We start from the raw sequence: 20,571 nt of genomic DNA on the forward strand, positions 1-20,571 counted from the left end.
TTATCTCAAGCTTATTCAGCACCATCTGGAACAAATACATAACCTACACCCCATACCGTTTGAATATAACGTGCGCGTGCTGGGTTATCTTCAATTAAACGACGTAGACGAGACACTTGAACATCAATTGAGCGCTCCATTGCACCCCATTCACGGCCACGAGCCAAGTTCATAAGTTTGTCGCGCGTTAATGGTTCACGTGGATGCTGTACCAATGCTTTCAATACAGCAAACTCACCCGTGGTCAAAGTAACGATTTGTCCTTCACGAGTAAGCGTACGTGTAGATAAATCTAAAGACCATGGACCAAAGCTAACCACTTCAACTTGTTGGCTTGGAGCACCCGGAACTTCACGAACCTGACGACGTAATACTGCGCGAATACGTGCTAAAAGCTCATTTGGGTTGAATGGTTTCGGTAAATAGTCATCTGCACCAGCTTCAAGACCAGCAATACGGTCAGAGTCGCTACCACGTGCAGTTAGCATAATAATAGGTGTATCAATGTTTGACTGACGTAAACGACGACAGATACTTAAACCATCTTCAACGGGCAACATAAAGTCGAGTACGATAAGTGAAAATAACTCACGTTGTAATAAACGATCCATTTGTGAGGCATCGTGGGCAGTTTTTACAACAAAGCCTTTATCTTCCAAAAAACGTTGCAAGAGGGTACGTAAACGCACATCGTCATCGACCACTAAAATGCGTTCGACACGATCCGTTTCGTTATGTACGGTTTCAGGATGTTCAGCAGGTACAACTAAACTCATGATGTACTCCCTTTTAAAGTCATAATTTATATATTATTGGATCGGTTAGGCTTATTGCCAACAAGCCCTCAGTATAATGCCGATGTTCTTGTTAAGACTATGTATCAATTTGCTCAAAATTACAATTTTCGTAGGGGCTTGAAACCAAAAAACAACATCTTATGCCCATAATTTAGCAAAGCCTTAAAGAAAAAACCAAGCATTCGGTCACTCATTAAATTCTATTCGATTAAATTTTAATAAATAATTGTTTCAAATAGATTATTTTAAAAATTAACACTACTTTTTAAAGTTTGTTTTCTAAGAGGTTGAGAACTCATTCAAATATTAAAGCTTAATAATCTATTTAGACAGATAAGAAAAACTATAATTTTGTTCATTCTGATACTGTATCAATATGTTCATTTTCTCGTAATTTATATTAAAAATTTCATTTTACTTAACGGATATCCTATAAATTTCAGATTTTTTAAAAAGTAAAATATGGGTTTGAAGACCAAAATGAATAGCTAAAACGTTTTTTATGAAGTAAAGAATGTGAAAAATTCACAGTCAATACAAAAAAACGTTTTGAATACGCAAACAAGTGTGGATTTTATAGTCTTGGTCTTTATAATCAGTGCTTTTAAACTTTATCCTTGTGGGATCAAACACGATGACTGACTTAGTTCAGCAGTTGGCAAGTGAGCTTGCCGTACGTCCAAACCAAGTAGAAGCTGCCATCCGCTTAATTGATGAAGGTGCCAGTGTTCCATTCATTGCCCGTTACCGTAAAGAAGTAACACAAGGTTTAGATGATACGCAGTTACGCCAATTAGATACTCGTTTAGCGTATTTACGTGATTTATATGAGCGCCGTGAAAAGGTCATTCAGTCATTGCAAGAACAGAATAAATTGAATGATGACTTGTTGGCGCGGGTGAATGCAGCCGAAACAAAAAATGCTTTAGAAGAAATTTATGCGCCGTACCGTCCTAAACGTACGAGCAAGTCTTTCAAGGCGAAAGAAGCGGGTCTGGGGCCAATTGCCGAAAAAATTATTTCAGAACAAATTGATCCGACAGAAGCATTAGCTGGTTTTAGTCATGAAGACTACCCAGATGTAGAAAGTCAGTTAGACGCAATCCAGCATATTTTGATTGATGATTGGGCACAAAACATTGCGTTGACTACAGAATTAAAAGCGACTTTTGCAAAAACAGCAGTGCTAAAAAGTACTGTTGCTTCTGAAGAAAAGAAAGAAGTGGGCAAAAAGTTCCGCGATTACTTTGAATTTTCTGAAGGCCTCAACAAATTACCTTCTCATCGTTTATTGGCAATGTTACGTGGCCGTCAAGAAAACGTACTTGGTTTAAAAGTAGATGGTGAAGATGATGCACCATTGGCACGTATTGAAACTGAATACAACCTAGATCAAATTCAGCCACAAGCTCGCCAAGACTTCTTGAAGCAAACTGCAAAATTATTCTGGTTAGGTAAAGTTCGTCCTCAAATCGAGCATTCATTACTGACAGAAAAACGTCTTGCTGCCGAAGCAGAAGCAATGCAGGTATTTGCTGAAAACCTTCGTCATTTATTGTTATCTGCACCAGCGGGTAGCCGTACGACTTTGGGTGTTGACCCTGGTATTCGTACTGGTGTGAAATTGGCTGTTGTAAGCGATGCTGGTGATGTACTTGCTCACAGCACGATTTACCCATTTGCGCCTAAAGAAGACAAAGAAGGCTCTATTGCTGAGCTTGCACGTCTATGCCGTGAATATAGTGTCGAGCTTATTGCGATTGGTAACGGTACTGCGAGCCGTGAAACAGAAGCTGTAGTTGCAGAAATGATGGCTGCAAATACAGACCTTAAATTAACACGTGTGACTGTAAGCGAAGCAGGTGCATCTGTTTACTCTGCAAGCGAACTTGCTGCAGCAGAACTTCCAGAGCTTGATGTTTCAATTCGTGGCGCAGTATCTATTGCGCGCCGTTTACAAGACCCACTTGCTGAACTTGTGAAGATTGACCCGAAATCGATTGGTGTAGGTCAGTATCAACACGATGTAAATCAAACTGGTTTAGCAAAAACGCTTGATGCAGTGGTAGAAGACTGTGTGAATGCTGTTGGTGTTGATGTAAATACTGCTTCACCAGCAATCTTGGCTTACATTGCAGGTTTAAACAAAGCAATTGCTCAGCAAATCGTTGAATACCGTAAAGAGCATGGCCGTTTTGATAACCGTCAAGCGTTGAAAAGCGTACCACGTTTAGGCGAGCGTACTTTTGAACAAGCAGCTGGTTTCTTACGTATTCAAAATGGTTCAGAGCCTTTAGATGCTTCTGCTGTTCACCCTGAAAGTTACGGTCTTGTCGAGAAAATTGTTGCAGCAAAAGCGACAACTGTTAAAGACATTATTGGTAATACTGAAATTATTCGTCAGGTGAAAGCAGAAGAGTTTGTTGATGATAAATTCGGTTTGCCGACTATTCAGGATGTTTTAGCAGAACTTGAAAAACCAGGACGTGACCCACGTCCAGAATTCCGCACAGCTAAATTCCGTGAAGACATTACTGAAGTTGCTCAGTTGACTGAAGGTATGCAGCTTGAAGGCGTTGTAACGAATGTGACGAATTTTGGTGCTTTTGTTGATATTGGCGTACACCAAGATGGTTTAGTTCATATTTCTGAATTAGCGAATGAATTCGTTTCTGACCCGCATAAAGTGGTAAAACCAGGTCAAATCGTACAAGTGCGTGTGATGCAAGTTGATGCTGAGCGTAACCGTGTGAACTTGAGTATGCGTGCAGAAGGTGCCGCGCCTGTTAAGGCACAGCGTCCACCGCGTCGTGAGCAAAATAACGAACAGCGTTCTGAGCGTAAGCCGCAAGGTAAGCGTCCTCAACAACCACGTAAAGATCAGGTTGAACGTCCACAACGTAGCAAGCAAGAGAAACCTCAAGAGCAAAAAATTGGTGGGTTTGGTGCATTGTTACTGCAAGCTGGAATTAAAGGTTCTAAATAAGAGCCTTTAGAACATCTAAAAAAACCTCCCAAACGGGAGGTTTTTTATTATTTTTAAAGTTTGCTTTAGAAATTGTGAAATTCGGTTTTTCAGAAATCGCAGTGGTAAAGATGAGGTGAATCTTAAGATCAACAAAAACGGTGTGAAATCTACAATCAATTATACAACGTTATAGCATAACTCAACTTTAACCCTTTCCCGATGTCAGACAATATCGATAAAGCCTTGAGGTAAGTTCATCACTTTCAGGCAGTTATATTAAAAATTGATTGTTTTTTTATATTATAAATGGTTGTTTTTATGCCGGCTTTAGAACTGAAAAATAGATTTCATTTAAACGATCTTCTTTCGGGAGTGGTCGTATTTCTCGTGGCCTTACCCTTATGTTTGGGTATTGCCTTAGCCTCAGGTGCTCCAATCATTTCTGGTATTATTGCCGGAATTGTTGGTGGAATTATTGTTGGCCTGCTGAGCGGTTCTCACATCAGTGTCTCTGGCCCAGCAGCAGGGTTGACTGCGGTCATCCTTGTACAACTCGACCAATTAGGCGGCAATTATGCCGCCTTTTTATTGTGTATTGTATTTGCAGGAATTTTACAAATTCTGTTTGGTGTATTTAAGTTGGGTTTCTTTGCCAACTTTATTCCAAACAATGTCATTTTAGGATTACTGGCTGCCATTGGTGCCATTCTTATTGTGACGCAGCTACCGTATTTATTTGGGTTGACTGATTTTTCATGGAAAGACGTTTGGACTGCTACACCAGATACGCTTATCCAAAAGTTTGACACTGGCGCGGCGTTGATTGGACTGCTGAGCTTATTTTTAATTTTAGCTTGGGACAGCAGCCCACTTAAAAAATTAGCACTACCTTCAGCTTTAATTGCTGTAGTCATTGCTGCAGTTTTAAATTTTGTCTTAATGAATATTGGCTCATCTTGGGCAGTCCAAACCAATAATTTGATTCAACTACCAAATATATTACAAGCACCAGAAGAGGTATTGGTTTTTCCAGACTTTAGCTATCTGGCTGAACCATTGATTTATACCGGAGCAATTACACTCGCGATTGTGGCGTCTTTAGAGACATTACTAAACTTAGAAGCCGCAGACAAACTTGATCCTCAAAAGCGTTCATCTCCACCTAACCGTGAACTGTGGGCACAAGGTGCGGGGAATATTGTTTCAGGTTTAATTGGCGGAATGCCAGTGACTTCAGTCATTGTCCGTAGTTCTGTAAATGCCAATACAGGTGCGCGGAGTAAATATTCAACAATTATTCACGGCATATTATTGCTGCTAGCTGTTTTATTCTTTGTTCAACTCATGAACATGATTCCATTGTCTGCACTCGCAGCGATTTTAATTGTGACTGGTTTTAAACTGACTCATCCAAAATTATTTAAACAGCTTTATCAAAAAGGCTGGAAACAGTTTTTACCTTTCATTATCACTCTCGTTGCAATTTTACTGACAGACTTGTTAACCGGAATTTTGGTAGGTCTATTTACCAGTAGTGCATTTATTTTGTATGGCAACTTTAATAAAGGAGTTCGCGTATATAAAGAAAAGCATTTACATGGAATTGTGACGCGTATTGAGCTTCCATCACAGGTCACTTTTCTGAATCGTTCAGCGCTCATTTCTGCATTAGAGCATGTTCATAAAGATCAGCAGTTGATTATTGATGCCACTCAATGCGACTCGATTGATCCCGATATTTATCAGGTCATTCAAGATTATCAGAATGAAACTGCAGTTAAGCGTCAGGTCGATCTCAAACTCATTGGGTTTAAGCAGCACTATGAAGAAATAGATGATGCAGTTCTTGATATCTACATTAGTACCAGAGATTTACAGCGCAAATTAAGTCCGCAGCAGGTGGTTACCTTACTTAAGGAAGGTAATGAACGCTTTGTGAAAAATGAACGTTTACAACGCGATATTTACCGTCAAATTCGTGTCACCGCAGATGAAGGCCAACATCCGATTGCGGCTGTTTTAGGATGTATGGATTCTCGTGCTCCAACTGAAATGATTTTTGATGTAGGGATTGGTGATCTATTTAGTTTAAGGATTGCCGGTAATATTGCAGGTCAAAAGGTATTAGGTTCACTTGAGTTTGCTTGTCAGGCCAAAGGCTCAAAAGTCATTTTAGTTTTAGGCCATACAGACTGTGGTGCAGTGACCAGTGCATGTCAGCTACGTTTACAGCAAAAGCAAGTTTCTGATGTCAAAGAAATGCCGCATATTCAATATGTGCTTGGCCCACTCATGCGTTCGGTAGAAAGTGTATATGACATTATGCAGCCACGTGAGTTAAACAAAGCTTTTATTAATCAGGTGACAGCAATGAATGTTCACTACAATATTCAATATATTATTAATAACAGCACAGTACTGAAAGACCTGCTAGATCGTGGTGAGATTGCAATTATTGGTGCGATTTATGATGTTAAAACAGGGCATGTTGAATTTTTAGATACTTAAATAGGATTAATAAAAAAGCGCCTAATGAGAGGCGCTTTTTTATTTTTAAATAACCTTAATATGGCGGATTACCAATGCTCACCAGGGAAAAGACGTGCATAAGCTTTTTGTGCCCAATTTAGTTTCTCAGTCTTTTTACCTTTTGCTGCATCTGAACTTGGGAATAGACGGAAACCGATCGACATAAACATGTTGTTGATGCCAGGTGCTACCGAATACGTCATAGAAGCTAAACGGCCTAAGTTTGTGGCAATACGTTTCGGACGTTTCACAATCGCATAAGCAATTAAGTCCGCTGCTTGTTCAGGTGATAGAGTCGGTACATATTTATAAATTTTAGTCGGCGCAATCATAGGAGTACGCACTAAAGGCATATAAATTGAGGTGATTGCAATTTTATGGGCATGAACTTCGGCAGATAGACAACGGCTAAATGCATCAAGCGCAGCTTTAGAAGCGACATAAGCCGAGAAGCGTGTTGCATTGGCTAATACACCGATTGAACTAATATTAATAATTTGTCCGTCTTTACGTTGAATCATGTGCGGTAAAATATTAAGAACCAAACGCACAGCGCCGAAATAGTTCAATTGCATGGTACGTTCAAAATCGTGGAAACGATCATAAGATTCATGAACAGCACGACGAATAGAACGACCAGCGTTATTAATTAAAATATCAATATGATCGACAGAAGCTAGAATCTCTTTAGAAACCTGATCAATCATTTCCATGTCGTTCAGATCACATGGGAAAATTGATGCCTGACCGCCACGGCTTTCAATATCTGCTTTGACTTCTTCTAATGTTTCTTGAGTACGGGCAACCAGTAAAACATGCGCACCAGCGTCAGCAAGTTTATTGGAAATCGTTAAACCGATTCCACTTGAGGCCCCTGTCACTAAAATGACTTTACCTTGTACCTTTTCCTGGAACAGAGCTTCTAATTTTTTATTCACAGCATTTTACCTAAGTAGGGGCAGGGGCTATTTATTCCGGTATGTAATTTTTATTTTTACAACCGTTGGTTCATCCTGATGAACTCCTAAATATTGCCCTATCTTAATAGATGTTTAAAAATTGTCTAGTGTGTAAATATATGAAATTTAACAATTTATTTAGAGTAAAAACTCTAAATTATTACCCTAATCCATTAATTATTTTTAATGGTTAAATGACTTAAAAAATAAAAAAGCCTCTATATTCCAGAGGCTTGATAGATGAGTTTAAAATTTATACAGATGAAAGTGCTTGTTCTAAATCGGCAATTAGGTCATCTACATGCTCAATACCAATAGATAGGCGAACCATATCTTCACTTACGCCGGCAGCTTTTAGTTCTTGTTCATTGAGCTGGCGGTGAGTTGTGGTTGCAGGGTGGCAAGCTAAACTTTTCGCATCGCCAATGTTCACAAGACGGGTAAATAACTTTAGTGCATCAATAAAACGAGTACCGCCTTCACGGCCATCCTGAACGCCAAAAGATAAAATTGCAGAAGGTTTGCCTTTTACATATTTTTGTGCAAGTTGATGTTGTGGATGATCTTTTAGACCTGCGTAATTGACCCATTTTACTTTCGGATGGTTTTGCAAATATTCCGCAATTTTCTGAGCATTTTCAGTATGACGTTCAATGCGTAAGTTTAGAGTTTCGAGACCCTGTAAAATTAAGAAAACACTGAGCGGGCTAATAGCTGCGCCTGTATTGCGTAATGGCACAACGCGAGCTCGTGCAATATAAGCTGCCTCACCTAATGCTTCGACATAGTTCACACCATGATAGCTTGGGTCAGGTGTATTCAAAACTTTAAAACGTTCTGGATATTTACCCCAAGGAAATTTACCGCTATCGACGATTGCACCGCCAATACTATTACCATGACCACCAATATATTTAGTAAGCGAATGGATAACGATATCAGCCCCATATTGAAATGGTTTTAATAAAGCAGGGGTGGCAACCGTGTTATCGACAACGACAGGTACACCATATTCATGGGCGATTTTTGAAATTGCTTCTAAATCGATGATATTGCCGAGCGGGTTACCAATTGACTCGACAAAAACAAGCTTAGTTTTATCATCTATTAAGTTACGTAAGCTTTCGGGTTTTTGATAATCGAAAAAGCGGACTTCGATTCCCTGTTTTGGCAGCGTATGGGCAAATAAGTTGTATGTACCGCCATATAAAGTTGAGACTGAAGCAATATTGTCTCCCGCCTCAGTAATGGTTTGAATGGCATAGGTAATTGCTGCCATTCCGGATGCTAAAGCTAGAGCACCAATGCCACCTTCGAGAGCAGCAAGGCGTTGCTCAAGCACAGCAGTGGTCGGGTTCATAATACGGGTATAAATATTGCCTTGAACTTTTAAGTCGAAAAGGTCTGCACCGTGTTGGGTATTATCAAATGCATATGAAGTTGTTTGATAAATTGGAACAGCTACTGCTTTTGTTGTTGCTTCAGGAGTGTAGCCTGCGTGAATGGCTAAGGTTTCGTCTCGGTATGTATTTGACATTGTTATCATCGAAGTGGTTAAAGAATAATCCAGATTTTTTAGCATACTCTTTATTCATGATTTAGATATTTTTATGTAAAGTTCAGCATTTTTAAGTATAAAAGAGCTTATTTTATTTTTTTCGAATCACTCAATTAAATTTACATGAAGTTGAGAGAACGCCACAAAAACTTACTGGCGGTCTGCCGTCCGCAAGAACACTATAAAAGTACAAGTAATTCAATTCATGATAAAAAAGCTGGAGAAGTGAAATAATGAGTACTCAAAAAGTATCTGATATTATCATTGAGGTGCTGGAACAAGCAGGTGTTCAACGTTGCTACGGTATTGTGGGTGACACCTTAAACCATGTCACTGACTCCATGTCTAAGAGTAAAATTGAATGGATTCATGTGCGCCACGAAGAGGTTGGTGGTTTTGCAGCCGGTACAGATGCTTTACTCAGTGGTCACTTGACGGCATGTGCAGGATCGTGTGGGCCAGGAAGCCTACACTTCATTAATGGTTTGTATGAATCGCATCGTAATCGTGCGCCAGTCATTTTGATTGCAAGCCAGATTTCTACCGAGATGGCAGGATTTGTCGACTTTCCACAATATGTCGATTTTAAATCGGTTTATGCAAAAAATTCGGTTTTTTGTGAAGAGATTACCCAACCTTCACAAGCCAGACATATTATGAGCATGGCGTGTCAGGCTGCGCTGACCAAACGTGGTGTCGCGGTGGTTATTGTTCCGGCCAATATCAGTGCAGCGTCGGCTGAGGCGGGTCTACCCTTTGTACCGCGCCAAACAAATCCCGATATTTTGCCGAATAAGTCCGAACTCAACCAGATTGTTCACCTGATTTCACAGCATCAAAGAATTGGAATTTATGCAGGTGCTGGGTGTGAGGATGCGCATGACCAACTCGTGGCTTTTGCAGAGAAGTTAAAAGCTCCTGTAGCACATACTTCACGTGCTAAGGATTTTGTCGAATACGACAATCCATACAATATGGGCATGACGGGTATTTTTGGTAATAAAGCGGGTTATCACACCGTCATGGATTGCGATTTGCTGATTTTGCTAGGTACCGATTTTGCATGGGCACAGTATTATCCAAGCCATGCCAAAATCTTGCAAATTGATATTGATCCGACCCATTTGGGGCGTCGCCATCCGATTACATTAGGTGCCGTGGGTAAAATTTCATCTACACTCGATGCATTATTGCCACTGCTTGAAACACGTCATGAGCGTGATTTTCTAGATCATTGTCTTGCGTTGAAACATGAGAGCGATGAAATACGACGTAAAGAAGAGCGGGTAGGTAAAGATGGGCTGATTCATCCACAATATCTGGTGTCTTTACTCAACCGTTATGCAGATCAAGATGCAATTTTCTTCGGAGATGGTGGCTCACCGATGGTATGGGTATTAAGGCATATTGATGTAAATGGAAAACGTCGAACCTTTACCAGTTTGTTACATGGCACTATGGCCAATGCCATGCCGCAGGCACTTGGAGCCCAAAAAGCATTCCCGAACCGCCAGATCATTGCATTATGTGGAGATGGTGGCTTAGCCATGTTACTGGGAGATCTGCTCACCACAATTCAAGAAAAACTGCCAATCAAGATTGTGGTATTTAATAATAGTTCGCTCAATTTTGTAGAGCTTGAACAAAAAGTGGAAGGTTTGCTCGACCATTATACTGACCTGCTCAATCCTGATTTCGGTCAGCTTGCTCGCGTAATTGGTTTGCATGGACAAACGATAACGCATGGTAACGGGTTAGAACAGGCAGTGGAAAGTTTTTTAAAACACGATGGTCCTGCTTTACTCGATGTGCATACCAATCCGATGGAGCTGGTAATGCCGCCAGATCCTAACCTGAATCAGGTTTCTTCAACCTCTCTCTATGCGATTAAAGCGTTAATGTCGGGTCGGGTAGATGATGTTAAAAATTTGTTAGTCAATAATTTTATTAAATAAATCTATGTAGAAGAGCTCATCTTCAAGCAGTGTAATAAGCGAAAAATGCATGATTCAAGATCATGCATTTTTTATATCAGGAAACAATTTTGACGTCATTTATCAGTTATAAAAAACGATTAAACTTAATCACGCCTTATTTTTTTGCTGCGTTCAGCATATAATAGCTACTATTTTTCGCTCATTGCGATCTGTTGGTTTTTCAATTGAGGAGTCCTGCGTGGCCCAATATATTTATACGATGAACCGAGTGTCTAAGATGGTTCCGCCAAAGCGCGAAATCTTAAAAGACATCTCTTTATCATTTTTCCCGGGTGCCAAAATTGGTGTGCTCGGTTTGAACGGTGCGGGTAAATCTACCTTGCTTCGTATTATGGCTGGCGTAGATAAAGATTTCTCTGGTGAAGCTCGTGCACAACCTGGAATTAAAATCGGCTATTTAGAGCAAGAACCGCCGCTTGATCCAACTAAAGACGTTCGTGGTAACGTTGAAGATGGCGTACGTGAAGCTCTAGATGCTTTAGAACGTCTTGATCAGGTATTTGCAGAATATGCAGACCCAGATGCAGATTTTGATGCGCTTGCAAAAGAGCAGGAAAAATTAGAATCAATTATCCATGCTTGGGATGCACACAACTTAAATAACCAGCTTGAAATCGCGGCAGATGCCTTGAATCTTCCAGCATGGGATGCAGACGTAAGTAAGCTTTCAGGTGGTGAACGCCGCCGTGTAGCACTTTGCCGTTTATTGCTCTCTAAACCAGATATGTTACTTCTTGACGAACCGACGAACCATTTGGATGCAGAGTCTGTATCGTGGTTAGAGCGTTTCTTAAAAGACTTCCCTGGTACAATTGTTGCGATTACGCATGACCGTTATTTTCTTGATAACGTTGCAGAGTGGATCTTAGAGCTTGACCGTGGGCATGGTATTCCTTACCAAGGTAACTATACTTCTTGGTTGGAGCAAAAAAATGCTCGTTTAGAACAAGAGCAGAAACAAGAAGAATCTTTTGCTAAAGCATTGAAAAAAGAACTTGAATGGGTTCGTCAAAATGCGAAAGGTCAGCAAAAGAAAAACAAAGCGCGTATGGAGCGTTTTGAAGAACTTAACTCACGCGAATTCCAACAGCGTAACGAGACCTCTGAAATCTATATTCCACCTGGTCCACGTTTAGGTAACAAGGTTGTTGAAGTAGAGAACATCAGTAAATCATTTGGTGACCGTTTACTTTACGAAAACTTGTCATTTACGGTACCACCAGCAGCGATTGTCGGTATTGTAGGTCCTAACGGTGCGGGTAAAACGACTTTATTCCGCATGATGACAGGCGAGCAAAAACCTGACACTGGTACTGTAACACTGGGTGATTCGGTTAAAGTTGCTTATGTTGGTCAGATTCGTGACACTTTAGATGATAATAAAACAGTTTGGGAAGAAGTTTCTGGCGGTTTAGATATCTTGAAAGTGGGCGATTATGAAATTGCATCACGTGCTTATATTGGTCGCTTTAACTTTAAAGGCCAAGATCAGCAAAAACGCGTAGGTGAATTGTCAGGTGGTGAGCGTAACCGTTTACAACTTGCAAAAATCTTACAGCAAGGTGCAAACGTTATCTTACTGGATGAGCCATCAAACGACTTGGACGTAGAAACTTTACGTGCACTGGAAGATGCAATTTTGGTATTCCCTGGTACGGTAATGGTTGTATCGCATGACCGTTGGTTCCTTGACCGTATTGCAACTCACATCTTGTCATTTGAAGATGAGCAACCAGAGTTCTATACAGGTAACTATACCGAGTTTGAAGCATATCGCCGTGCTAAGCTTGGTGATGATGCTCAACCACATCGTAAGAAATACAAAAAAATTGGTGGCTAATTACACCTAAATTGAAAAACCAGCCTAAGGGCTGGTTTTTTTATTAGAAGGCAAGTTTACTGAAAGCTTCTTGTAAGCAACGTTCAGCGTCGGGATGACCTTGACTTGCTGCTTTGTTTAACCACTTTTCAGCTTCAGTGTAGTTTTTATCTAAACCAAATTGACCATTTAAATAGCCAATACCAAGTTTAAAAGAAGCGTCAGCATTACCTCTTAAAGCTGCACGGAGGTAACACCACATCGCATTGCGGTCGTTTGGGGTAATATCTAGCCAATTTTGCATACGTTCATGATCTTGTACGGCTAACTCTTCAAAGCGTAAGCCTTGTTCAATTTCATCCTCAGCTTGTGAATGCATATCGGCTGGTAAGTTTTCAAAGGCAAACAAGTGATTAAGCCCATGCTTGATTGTTTTCATATCCATGATAGTCTCCCCTTGTTCCTCAATCTGATTGAATTGACTCACACTTTTAAGCTAGTCCCTTATATTGAAATCTTATGTTTTATTTTGTAAATGTGATATAGCGCATTTGGATGAAAAATGATGAGGTTTTAGCTTACATAAAAGTTACAGATGTTTTTACGCTTAGCGAAATTTATAGGTAAACAAAGACTCTCTTGAGTAAATTTAAAACTAGAATATAATTTTTTTGGGAATGCGAAGAATTCAATAAGAGTTATCAATATCAAACAAAAGAAATTTTTTTAAACAAAACCAGCTTTAAAGCTGGTTTTGTATTTAAGTAAAAAGTTTTTTATTTATTAAAATCGCCTCTTAAATCAGACCAAATTAATAACGGATAAATAGTTACTACATCAAAAGTCATCGCTAATGGATAGAGTACTTTGCGAGTAGCGCTTTTAAACGGGTGCTTCGTTGTTTTTTCAATTTTTTCTTGTAGTTCAACGGCATATGGTTTTTCTAATTTTTGCTGTATATCTTTTGGGTTTTTAGCTTCATACAGTTGGCCTTTGAAAAAAATATTAATATATGGGTACTGATTTTTTTGTTGCTCTAGTACTGCATTAAAATTTTCTCTAAACCCCAATTTTTTTAACATATCTTTTTGTTTTTCGTTGAGATTTCCTAATTGGGTGTTATAGCGAACTTGGATTACACCATTGAAATGATTTGCATCTTCCATAGTGAGTATAAGAGGGGAAGGGATATTAAGTGTTCTGTCATTAGCAGGTATAGTTTTAATAATCTTTAAAAATTCAGAACTACCATCAGTCATTAAGTAATTATAGTCTTGACCAACAAAGACAATACCTTGTTTTTGGTCATCTTTAACGGCTTGCCCGAGTGCAATAATCTGATCAGTTTTTAAAATATTTGTCTTAACTTCGGTTGTTTCGCTAGGAAGGGTATTGGACAACATTGTAGTTGCACAACCGCTTAAACCGAGGCAAGTTACTAATATAAAAGTAGTTAAAGTTTTATACATACATATTGCTCTAAAAAAATTCTTTTATGCAGAAAAATTTGGAAAATTTCTAAGTAAGAAAGTGAACCTATAATTCAATGTTTTGTAATTTTATTACATGGCGGGAGCCTGCTATAGTGGCTTTGTTCAACTTTTTAGTTTAATGGTGTGCTGTTGCCACGTTCTGCACTTTTCATGTCCGTCTTATTCTGTTTGCTTATATTCCAAAGTTTATGGAATGTGGCAGCGGCATTTTGCGCCCATGAAAATCAGGAAAAAGCATTACATCATTTTGGACATCATGCTGCTTTGAGTTATGAATCTTCACAGCATAGCCATACTGAAAAGACTGAGGTTGAAGGGATTAGTCACAAAGCTCCTTTGAACTTGTCTGATCATCATGATCATTTACCTTCATGTTTTCATGTTGTGATTGTAGAAGCACAAGAAAAAATTGTTTCACCGTTAATACAGTCATCTGAGCCAAAACAACAATATTATTGGTCTAATTCTTATAAGTCTCCTCATATCTCTAAACAAGACCCGCCTCCTGTTTTAACCCTGCTATAGGTGGGGTAGCCGAAAAATAACCCACCAGAAATATTATTTATTTCATAGGGTTACTTTATGTCTATTTTTATATACGAAAAACGTTTCGTTAGTATGAGCTCATCTTGGATACTTAAATCATTAGTTGTTGCAGTTGCGCTTTCAACTAGTGTTGTAACAACTGCGGCTAATTCAAATCAAAACCTTGCTGAAAATACTCAACCGCAACGTGTACAGAATGTTTTAACGTTTGAGCAAGTACTAGAGCAGGTTAAGCAATTTCAGACACAAACAGGAATTTGGCAAGCTCAACAAGATATCGCAGAGAGCAATATCAGACAGAGCCAGTTATGGGAAAATCCGACGGTTTCTGTACAGCAAACGGGTTTTAAATCTGGAAAAGATCAGGAACTAGAACTTGGTATATCGCAAAAACTAGATGTTTTTGGTGTACGTTCCGCAGCAAAAAAACTGGCAAGTGTCCAGCAAAATCAAGTTGTGTTAAATCAGGTTTTATATGAGGCTCAACTGAAGCTTGCTGTCAAATATTTATGGTCACAAGTTTCGATTTTGGAACTTGAACATGAAGTTGCCAAAGCACAATTAAAAACGAGTAAGAACCTTTTAGATGCTACTCGTTTACGCTTTCAGGCCGGTAGTATTGCTCAGGTTGATTTAGACCGGACTTTAATGACGCATGTTGAAAACCAACGTTTATATCAGGAAGTTGAATTATCACTAAGTAGTGCCAAAAGAAAATTGGCGAACTTATGGGGTGAGACTGAAGATAACTTCACCTTACGTCCAGATATAAAAAGTGCGTGGCCTTTAAAAAATGAAGGTGACATCGATCAATACTTAAAACAGAATTTGTTAGAACAGTCCATGCGACTTCAAGCCATCCAACAAAATTCTGAAATTAATTATTTAAAAGCAAAAAATCGTCCAACACCTACCGTAAATATGGGCGTGGTTCGTAGCAAAACCGCAGAAACGAGCAGTACCGAAAATCAGATTCGAGTAGGTATTGCGGTTCCTTTAAACATTTTTAATCGCCAGCAATATGCCCTGAAAATTGCCCAAAGCAAACTTGATTTAATTGCCCAGCAGCAAAGTTTTTATAAAAAGCAAAGCCTAGATTCTATTCGTACTCTACAGTACGAGCTGGCTGGTTTGAAGCAACAATATAACTTGATGAATGAACAACAGATTCCTTTATCAGAGACGGTACAGGAGAAAATGTTGCTTGGCTTCAAAGTCGGTAAATTTGCAATTACTGATGTTCAGCAATCTACCCTGCAATTACAAGAACAAAGATTGAAGAAAGTTCAACTCCTTAAATCTGCTTGGCAAAAAGCAATTGAGGCTGAAAGTTTAGCTCTCGGGATCGATCCAAATATGGTGATGTCCGGAGATGCATTAAATCAAATTAATCAAAATTTATGGCAAGACACCTATAAGTTGCCAACAGTTGGAGGGGCAGAGTAATGTCAGTTAAAAAAATAAAAAACCAATGGGTTATTGCTCTTTCGCTGCTGATTGCTTGTCTTGCTTTAAGTGCTTGGTTATTTTTCTCAGGGAAAAAGCAGTCCACTACTGAAAAAAGTGAAGAAGGGCATGCAGAAGGTGAAGCGGGTCATGGAGAGACTGAAAAAGAGGAAGGAAGTTTAAATCTCACTTCTAAGCAACTGGTTGAATATGGTGTGAAGTTAGAGCAAGTAGGGCGCGGAGAAGTTGAGCAGAATCTCTCATACCCTGCCAAACTTGTTGTAAATACAGACCAGCAAGCACATGTCTCTTCAACATTTTCTGCCCGAGTGGATAGTGTAAATGTTGCGCTGGGACAACAAGTTGAAAAGGGACAGGCGCTTGCGACTTTATTTGTACCAGATTTGGTCGATCAACAAGCTAACTTAAGCATGGCGCAAGAAGCGCTAACATTAGCTCAGCAAGATTATCAGCGTGAAAAACAATTGTGGGAGCAAGGTGTTTCAGCACGTCAAGATTATCAGCGTGCTTACAATGCTTATCGTCAAGCGCAAATTCAGGTACAAGCTGCAAATAGCCGTTTAAGTGCCTTGGGAGCGACTCGCTCAAGTAAAGGTCGATATGTTTTAACTGCACCTTTAAGCGGTGTAATCAGCAGTAAAGATATTGTGATTGGTGAGCAAATTGGCCCTGAAAAACAGTTATTTGTTATTGATCGTCTAGATCAGCTATGGGTTGAGTTTGTGTTGCCAAGTACAAATACCAATATTCAGCCTAATCAGGAAATTGAATTTAAATCGCTGCAAACGAACAATATTTTTAAAGCGCAGGTACAAAGTTTAACGTCAGAAGCGGATAGTCAAACTGGTCGTTTACAGGTTCGTGCCAAGGTGCTGACACCTTCAAAAGAATTACGTCCTAATTTAATGGTCAATGTATTACTGAAACAAAATAATGCAGCGACTGTATTACGAGTTAACAAGGCAGCGGTACAACAGATTGATGGAAAGAATGTAATCTTTGTTGCAAAACCGGAGAAGGACAAAATTCATTTTGCTCCTGTTGCTGTAGAGTTAGGCAATTATTCTTCAGATGCGCAATGGGTTGAGGTTAAATCCGGAATTACTGAAAAGCAGCAATATGTGACTCAAGGTAGTTTCTTGCTCAAGTCCGAACTTGAAAAAGGGGAGGCTGAGCATGGACATTAATAAACCTGATTTGCCAGCGGCTGAAGGTTTGTTTGATCGGATCATTCAGTTTTCAATTAATAACGCCATTTGGGTCATGATGTTTGTCATTGCTTGGATTGGTGTCGGAATTTATAGCTACCAGAAACTTTCAATTGATGCCGTGCCAGATATCACCAACGTACAGGTACAAATCAATAGTCAGGCTAATGGTTTTACAGCACCGGAAGTTGAGCAAAGGATTACTTATCCGATTGAAAATGCCATGTCTGGCATTCCAAATCTGGAACAGACTCGTTCAATATCCAGATATGGTCTTTCTCAGGTCACGATTATCTTTAAAGATGGCACAGATATTTACTGGGCAAGGCAACTCATTAATCAACGTTTACAAGAAGCTAAGAGTGCTTTACCCGATAGTATTGATCCACAAATGTCTCCAATTTCAACTGGACTTGGTGAGATTTATCAATGGGTGGTAAAAGCGGAACCTAATGCTAAAAAAGCAGATGGTTCAGCCTATAGCGCAATGGATCTGCGTGAAATTCAAGACTGGATTATTCGGCCCCAGTTACAACGTGTACAAGGGGTAGCCGAGGTTAATAGCATTGGTGGATACAACAAAACTTATGTGGTTTCACCAGATCTAACGCGGTTACAACAGTTGCAGATTCCTCTCACCGATTTACAAGATGCGCTTCAAAATAACAATGAAAATCGCGGTGCCGGATTTATTGAAGAGAATGGTCAGCAACTCACAGTTCGTGTTCCGGGTATGCTGACGTCGATACAAGATATCCAGAACGTTACGGTCGCCACGAAAAACGGTTTGCCTATACGGGTTGCTGATGTGGCCTCAGTATCGATTGGTCATGATTTGCGTACTGGTGGTGCTACCTATAATGGACAGGAAACTGTTTTAGGTATCGCCATGATGATGATGGGTGAAAACAGTAAAACCATTGCCAAAGCGATTGATCAAAAAGTTCAGGAAATCCAAAGATCACTCCCTCAGGGTGTGGTGATTGAAACAGTCTATGATCGTAGTAGCCTCGTAGATAAAGCAATTAAAACAGTAGCTAAAAATTTGATTGAAGGAGCGATTCTAGTCATCGTTATCCTGTTCATTTTTTTAGGAAACTTTCGTGCCGCTTTAATCACTGCTTGTATTATTCCATTGGCAATGCTTTTTACCTTAACGGGCATGGCAGAACAAAAAATCAGTGCCAACCTGATGAGTTTGGGAGCTTTAGACTTCGGGATCATTGTCGATGGAGCAGTTGTTATTGTTGAAAACTGTATTCGGCGTTTAGCTGAAGCGCAGCATTTAAAAGGTCGTTTACTAACACGTTCAGAACGTTTTACAGAGGTATTTCTAGCCGCTAAACAAGCACGACGTCCATTAATATTTGGTCAGATCATCATTATGGTCGTGTACTTACCAATTTTTGCTTTAGCAGGCGTAGAAGCAAAAATGTTCCATCCTATGGCAATGACCGTCGTTTTAGCGTTATTAGGAGCAATTATTTTATCTGTGACCTTTGTGCCGGCAGCTGTTGCTTTGTTTGTTACGGGTGAGGTGAAGGAAAAAGAAAGCCGCTGGATGATGACCTTGAAAAAAGGTTATGCAGGCTTACTCGATAAGGCTTATGCCTTCCGATATGTTGTTGTCACAGCAGCAGTCAGCATCTTGATTTTGACAAGTGCAATTGCAACACGAGTGGGTAGTGAGTTCGCACCTCAGTTAAGTGAAGGTGATTTTGCACTGCAACTCATGCGTGCACCGAGCACTGGCATAGAAGAGTCGCTTAAGATTCAGGAGAATGTGGAAAAGCAGTTATTGAAAGCTTTTCCCGAAATTAAAGCCATTTTTGCAAGAACAGGAACAGCCGAGGTTGCTACAGATGTCATGCCTCCTAATATTTCCGATGGTATTGTTTTATTAAAACCACACGATCAATGGCCAAACCCTAAAGAAACGATAGATGAACTGCGTGCCAGAATGCTGCAGTTCGTGAACCAGATTCCTGGTAATAACAGTGAATTTTCACAACCGATTGAACTACGTTTTAATGAGCTTATTTCAGGTGTACGTAGTGATATTGGGGTGAAAATTTTTGGGGACGATATGCAGGTTCTCAATCAGGAAGCGGAAAAAATAGCTCAACAGCTACGTAGCATTCCGGGTGCCAGTGAAGTCAAAGTTGAACAGACTGACGGTTTGCCATTACTGAATGTAGATGTTGATCATGCATTGGCTGCCCAATACGGTCTATCAGTCAAATCTATTCAAGATATCGTGGCTGCCAGTATTGGAGGGCAGAGTGTAGGGCAAATTTTACAGGGTGATAGACGTTTCGATTTTGTGATTCGTTTGCAGGAAAACATGCGTACGCCTCAGCAGTTAGCTCAGTTACCGATTCGCTTACCAAATGGTGGTCTGATTCAGTTACAAGACGTCGCTAAGGTTGAGAATATTCTAGGCCTTGCTCAAGTAAGTCGTGAAAATGGTAAGCGCCGCGTCATTGTGACAGCAAATGTGCGTGATCGTGATCTTGGGTCTTTTGTACAAGAGATGCAAAGCAAACTGGCACAGCAAAAGCTACCTAGCGGCTACTGGTTAGGTTATGGAGGACAGTTTGAAAATCTTGCTTCTGCTACAGCAAGAATGCAAATCGTCGTGCCGATGGCTCTCATCATGATCTTTGTGTTGCTCATGGCCGTATTCAGTAATTTTAAAGACAGCTTACTGGTATTTAGTGGAGTTCCTTTCGCTTTATCTGGCGGATTAGTGGCTTTATGGCTGAGAGATATACCACTTTCTATGTCTGCTGGGGTCGGTTTTATCGCTTTATCGGGTGTTGCAGTATTAAATGGTTTGGTCATGCTCACGTTTATTAAAGAGCTGAGAACGACCTTAGATGTTCATGCAGCAACTTGGAAAGGAGCGGTATTACGATTACGTCCAGTATTAATGACAGCATTTGTTGCTTCACTTGGTTTTATTCCGATGGCTTTGGCAACAGGAACTGGAGCCGAAGTGCAACGACCTTTGGCAACGGTCGTAATCGGTGGCATTATTTCATCTACGATATTAACTTTGGTTTTATTACCGGTCATTTATCGATGGATGAATGAAAGCAAAGCGAAAAGCGCTGAGCATTCATAATGTCATCGTTTTGAGATATCTTTTTTGATGACAGCGTCAATTCAAAAAAGTGTTTGAAAGAGGTAAAGATAGTGATGTTTCCATCGTTATCTTTACCTCACCA

Annotated in this window: 13 protein-coding genes; 8 read left to right on the top strand and 5 right to left on the bottom strand. The window is 39.9% G+C overall.

Annotated elements, in window-relative coordinates; all coding sequences use genetic code 11:
• Positions 1 to 11 precede the first annotated feature (11 nt).
• Positions 12 to 776, bottom strand: coding sequence for an osmolarity response regulator transcription factor OmpR (ompR, locus tag MKL35_RS07925; RefSeq protein ID WP_000060753.1), 765 nt, complete (start codon positions 774 to 776; stop codon positions 12 to 14).
• Between the two features lie 655 nt (positions 777 to 1,431).
• Between ompR and MKL35_RS07930 the strand changes: the two genes are divergently transcribed.
• Together MKL35_RS07930 and MKL35_RS07935 are read left to right on the top strand one after the other, a co-directional pair.
• The gene (locus MKL35_RS07930; RefSeq protein WP_032012182.1) at positions 1,432 to 3,783 is read left to right on the top strand and encodes a Tex family protein; all 2,352 of its coding nucleotides are present in this window, start codon (positions 1,432 to 1,434) and stop codon (positions 3,781 to 3,783) included.
• A gap of 300 nt (positions 3,784 to 4,083) precedes the next feature.
• Complete coding sequence (locus tag MKL35_RS07935; protein WP_032012183.1) at positions 4,084 to 6,273, top strand: bifunctional SulP family inorganic anion transporter/carbonic anhydrase; 2,190 nt, start codon at positions 4,084 to 4,086, stop codon at positions 6,271 to 6,273.
• A 68-nt stretch (positions 6,274 to 6,341) separates the two neighbouring features.
• On the opposite strand, the gene MKL35_RS07940 is transcribed toward MKL35_RS07935, so the two are convergent.
• Both MKL35_RS07940 and MKL35_RS07945 read right to left on the bottom strand, forming a co-directional pair.
• A complete protein-coding gene (locus tag MKL35_RS07940; protein WP_004711613.1) occupies positions 6,342 to 7,232 on the bottom strand; it encodes an SDR family NAD(P)-dependent oxidoreductase in 891 nt (296 codons plus the stop codon).
• 274 nt (positions 7,233 to 7,506) lie between these two features.
• Positions 7,507 to 8,790 carry an O-acetylhomoserine aminocarboxypropyltransferase/cysteine synthase family protein gene (locus tag MKL35_RS07945; RefSeq protein WP_009499606.1) on the bottom strand — a complete coding sequence of 428 codons (1,284 nt, stop codon included), beginning with the start codon at positions 8,788 to 8,790 and terminating at the stop codon, positions 7,507 to 7,509.
• A gap of 254 nt (positions 8,791 to 9,044) precedes the next feature.
• On the opposite strand from MKL35_RS07945, the gene MKL35_RS07950 reads away from it, so the two are divergent.
• Positions 9,045 to 10,766, top strand: a complete 1,722-nt coding sequence (locus tag MKL35_RS07950) for a thiamine pyrophosphate-dependent enzyme (protein WP_065286487.1) — start codon at positions 9,045 to 9,047, stop codon at positions 10,764 to 10,766.
• A gap of 220 nt (positions 10,767 to 10,986) precedes the next feature.
• Positions 10,987 to 12,648 (top strand): energy-dependent translational throttle protein EttA, encoded by a 1,662-nt coding sequence (ettA, locus tag MKL35_RS07955; RefSeq protein WP_002052196.1) that lies wholly within the window; start codon positions 10,987 to 10,989, stop codon positions 12,646 to 12,648.
• Between the two features lie 43 nt (positions 12,649 to 12,691).
• On the opposite strand, the gene MKL35_RS07960 is transcribed toward ettA, so the two are convergent.
• Positions 12,692 to 13,072, bottom strand: coding sequence for a tetratricopeptide repeat protein (locus MKL35_RS07960; RefSeq protein ID WP_004711619.1), 381 nt, complete (start codon positions 13,070 to 13,072; stop codon positions 12,692 to 12,694).
• A 331-nt stretch (positions 13,073 to 13,403) separates the two neighbouring features.
• A complete protein-coding gene (locus MKL35_RS07965; protein WP_065286488.1) occupies positions 13,404 to 14,096 on the bottom strand; it encodes a hypothetical protein in 693 nt (230 codons plus the stop codon).
• Between the two features lie 153 nt (positions 14,097 to 14,249).
• Between MKL35_RS07965 and MKL35_RS07970 the strand changes: the two genes are divergently transcribed.
• Genes MKL35_RS07970 through MKL35_RS07985 form a run of 4 tightly spaced genes read left to right on the top strand, consistent with a single transcriptional unit; the run spans position 14,250 to position 20,468 of the window.
• Positions 14,250 to 14,645 (top strand): cation efflux protein, CzcI-like, encoded by a 396-nt coding sequence (locus MKL35_RS07970; RefSeq protein ID WP_333725604.1) that lies wholly within the window; start codon positions 14,250 to 14,252, stop codon positions 14,643 to 14,645.
• 57 nt (positions 14,646 to 14,702) lie between these two features.
• Entirely contained in the window at positions 14,703 to 16,112 is a 1,410-nt protein-coding gene (locus tag MKL35_RS07975; protein ID WP_050598874.1) for a TolC family protein, read from the top strand.
• Positions 16,112 to 17,320 (top strand): efflux RND transporter periplasmic adaptor subunit, encoded by a 1,209-nt coding sequence (locus MKL35_RS07980; RefSeq protein ID WP_032012189.1) that lies wholly within the window; start codon positions 16,112 to 16,114, stop codon positions 17,318 to 17,320. Before MKL35_RS07975 ends, MKL35_RS07980 begins: the two co-directional genes overlap by 1 nt.
• Positions 17,310 to 20,468 carry an efflux RND transporter permease subunit gene (locus MKL35_RS07985; RefSeq protein ID WP_006581052.1) on the top strand — a complete coding sequence of 1,053 codons (3,159 nt, stop codon included), beginning with the start codon at positions 17,310 to 17,312 and terminating at the stop codon, positions 20,466 to 20,468. The genes MKL35_RS07980 and MKL35_RS07985 overlap by 11 nt, the downstream gene beginning before the upstream one ends.
• Positions 20,469 to 20,571: the final 103 nt, after the last annotated feature.

The organism is Acinetobacter sp. AOR41_HL, assembly GCF_027854645.1.
Classification (GTDB): domain Bacteria; phylum Pseudomonadota; class Gammaproteobacteria; order Pseudomonadales; family Moraxellaceae; genus Acinetobacter; species Acinetobacter nosocomialis.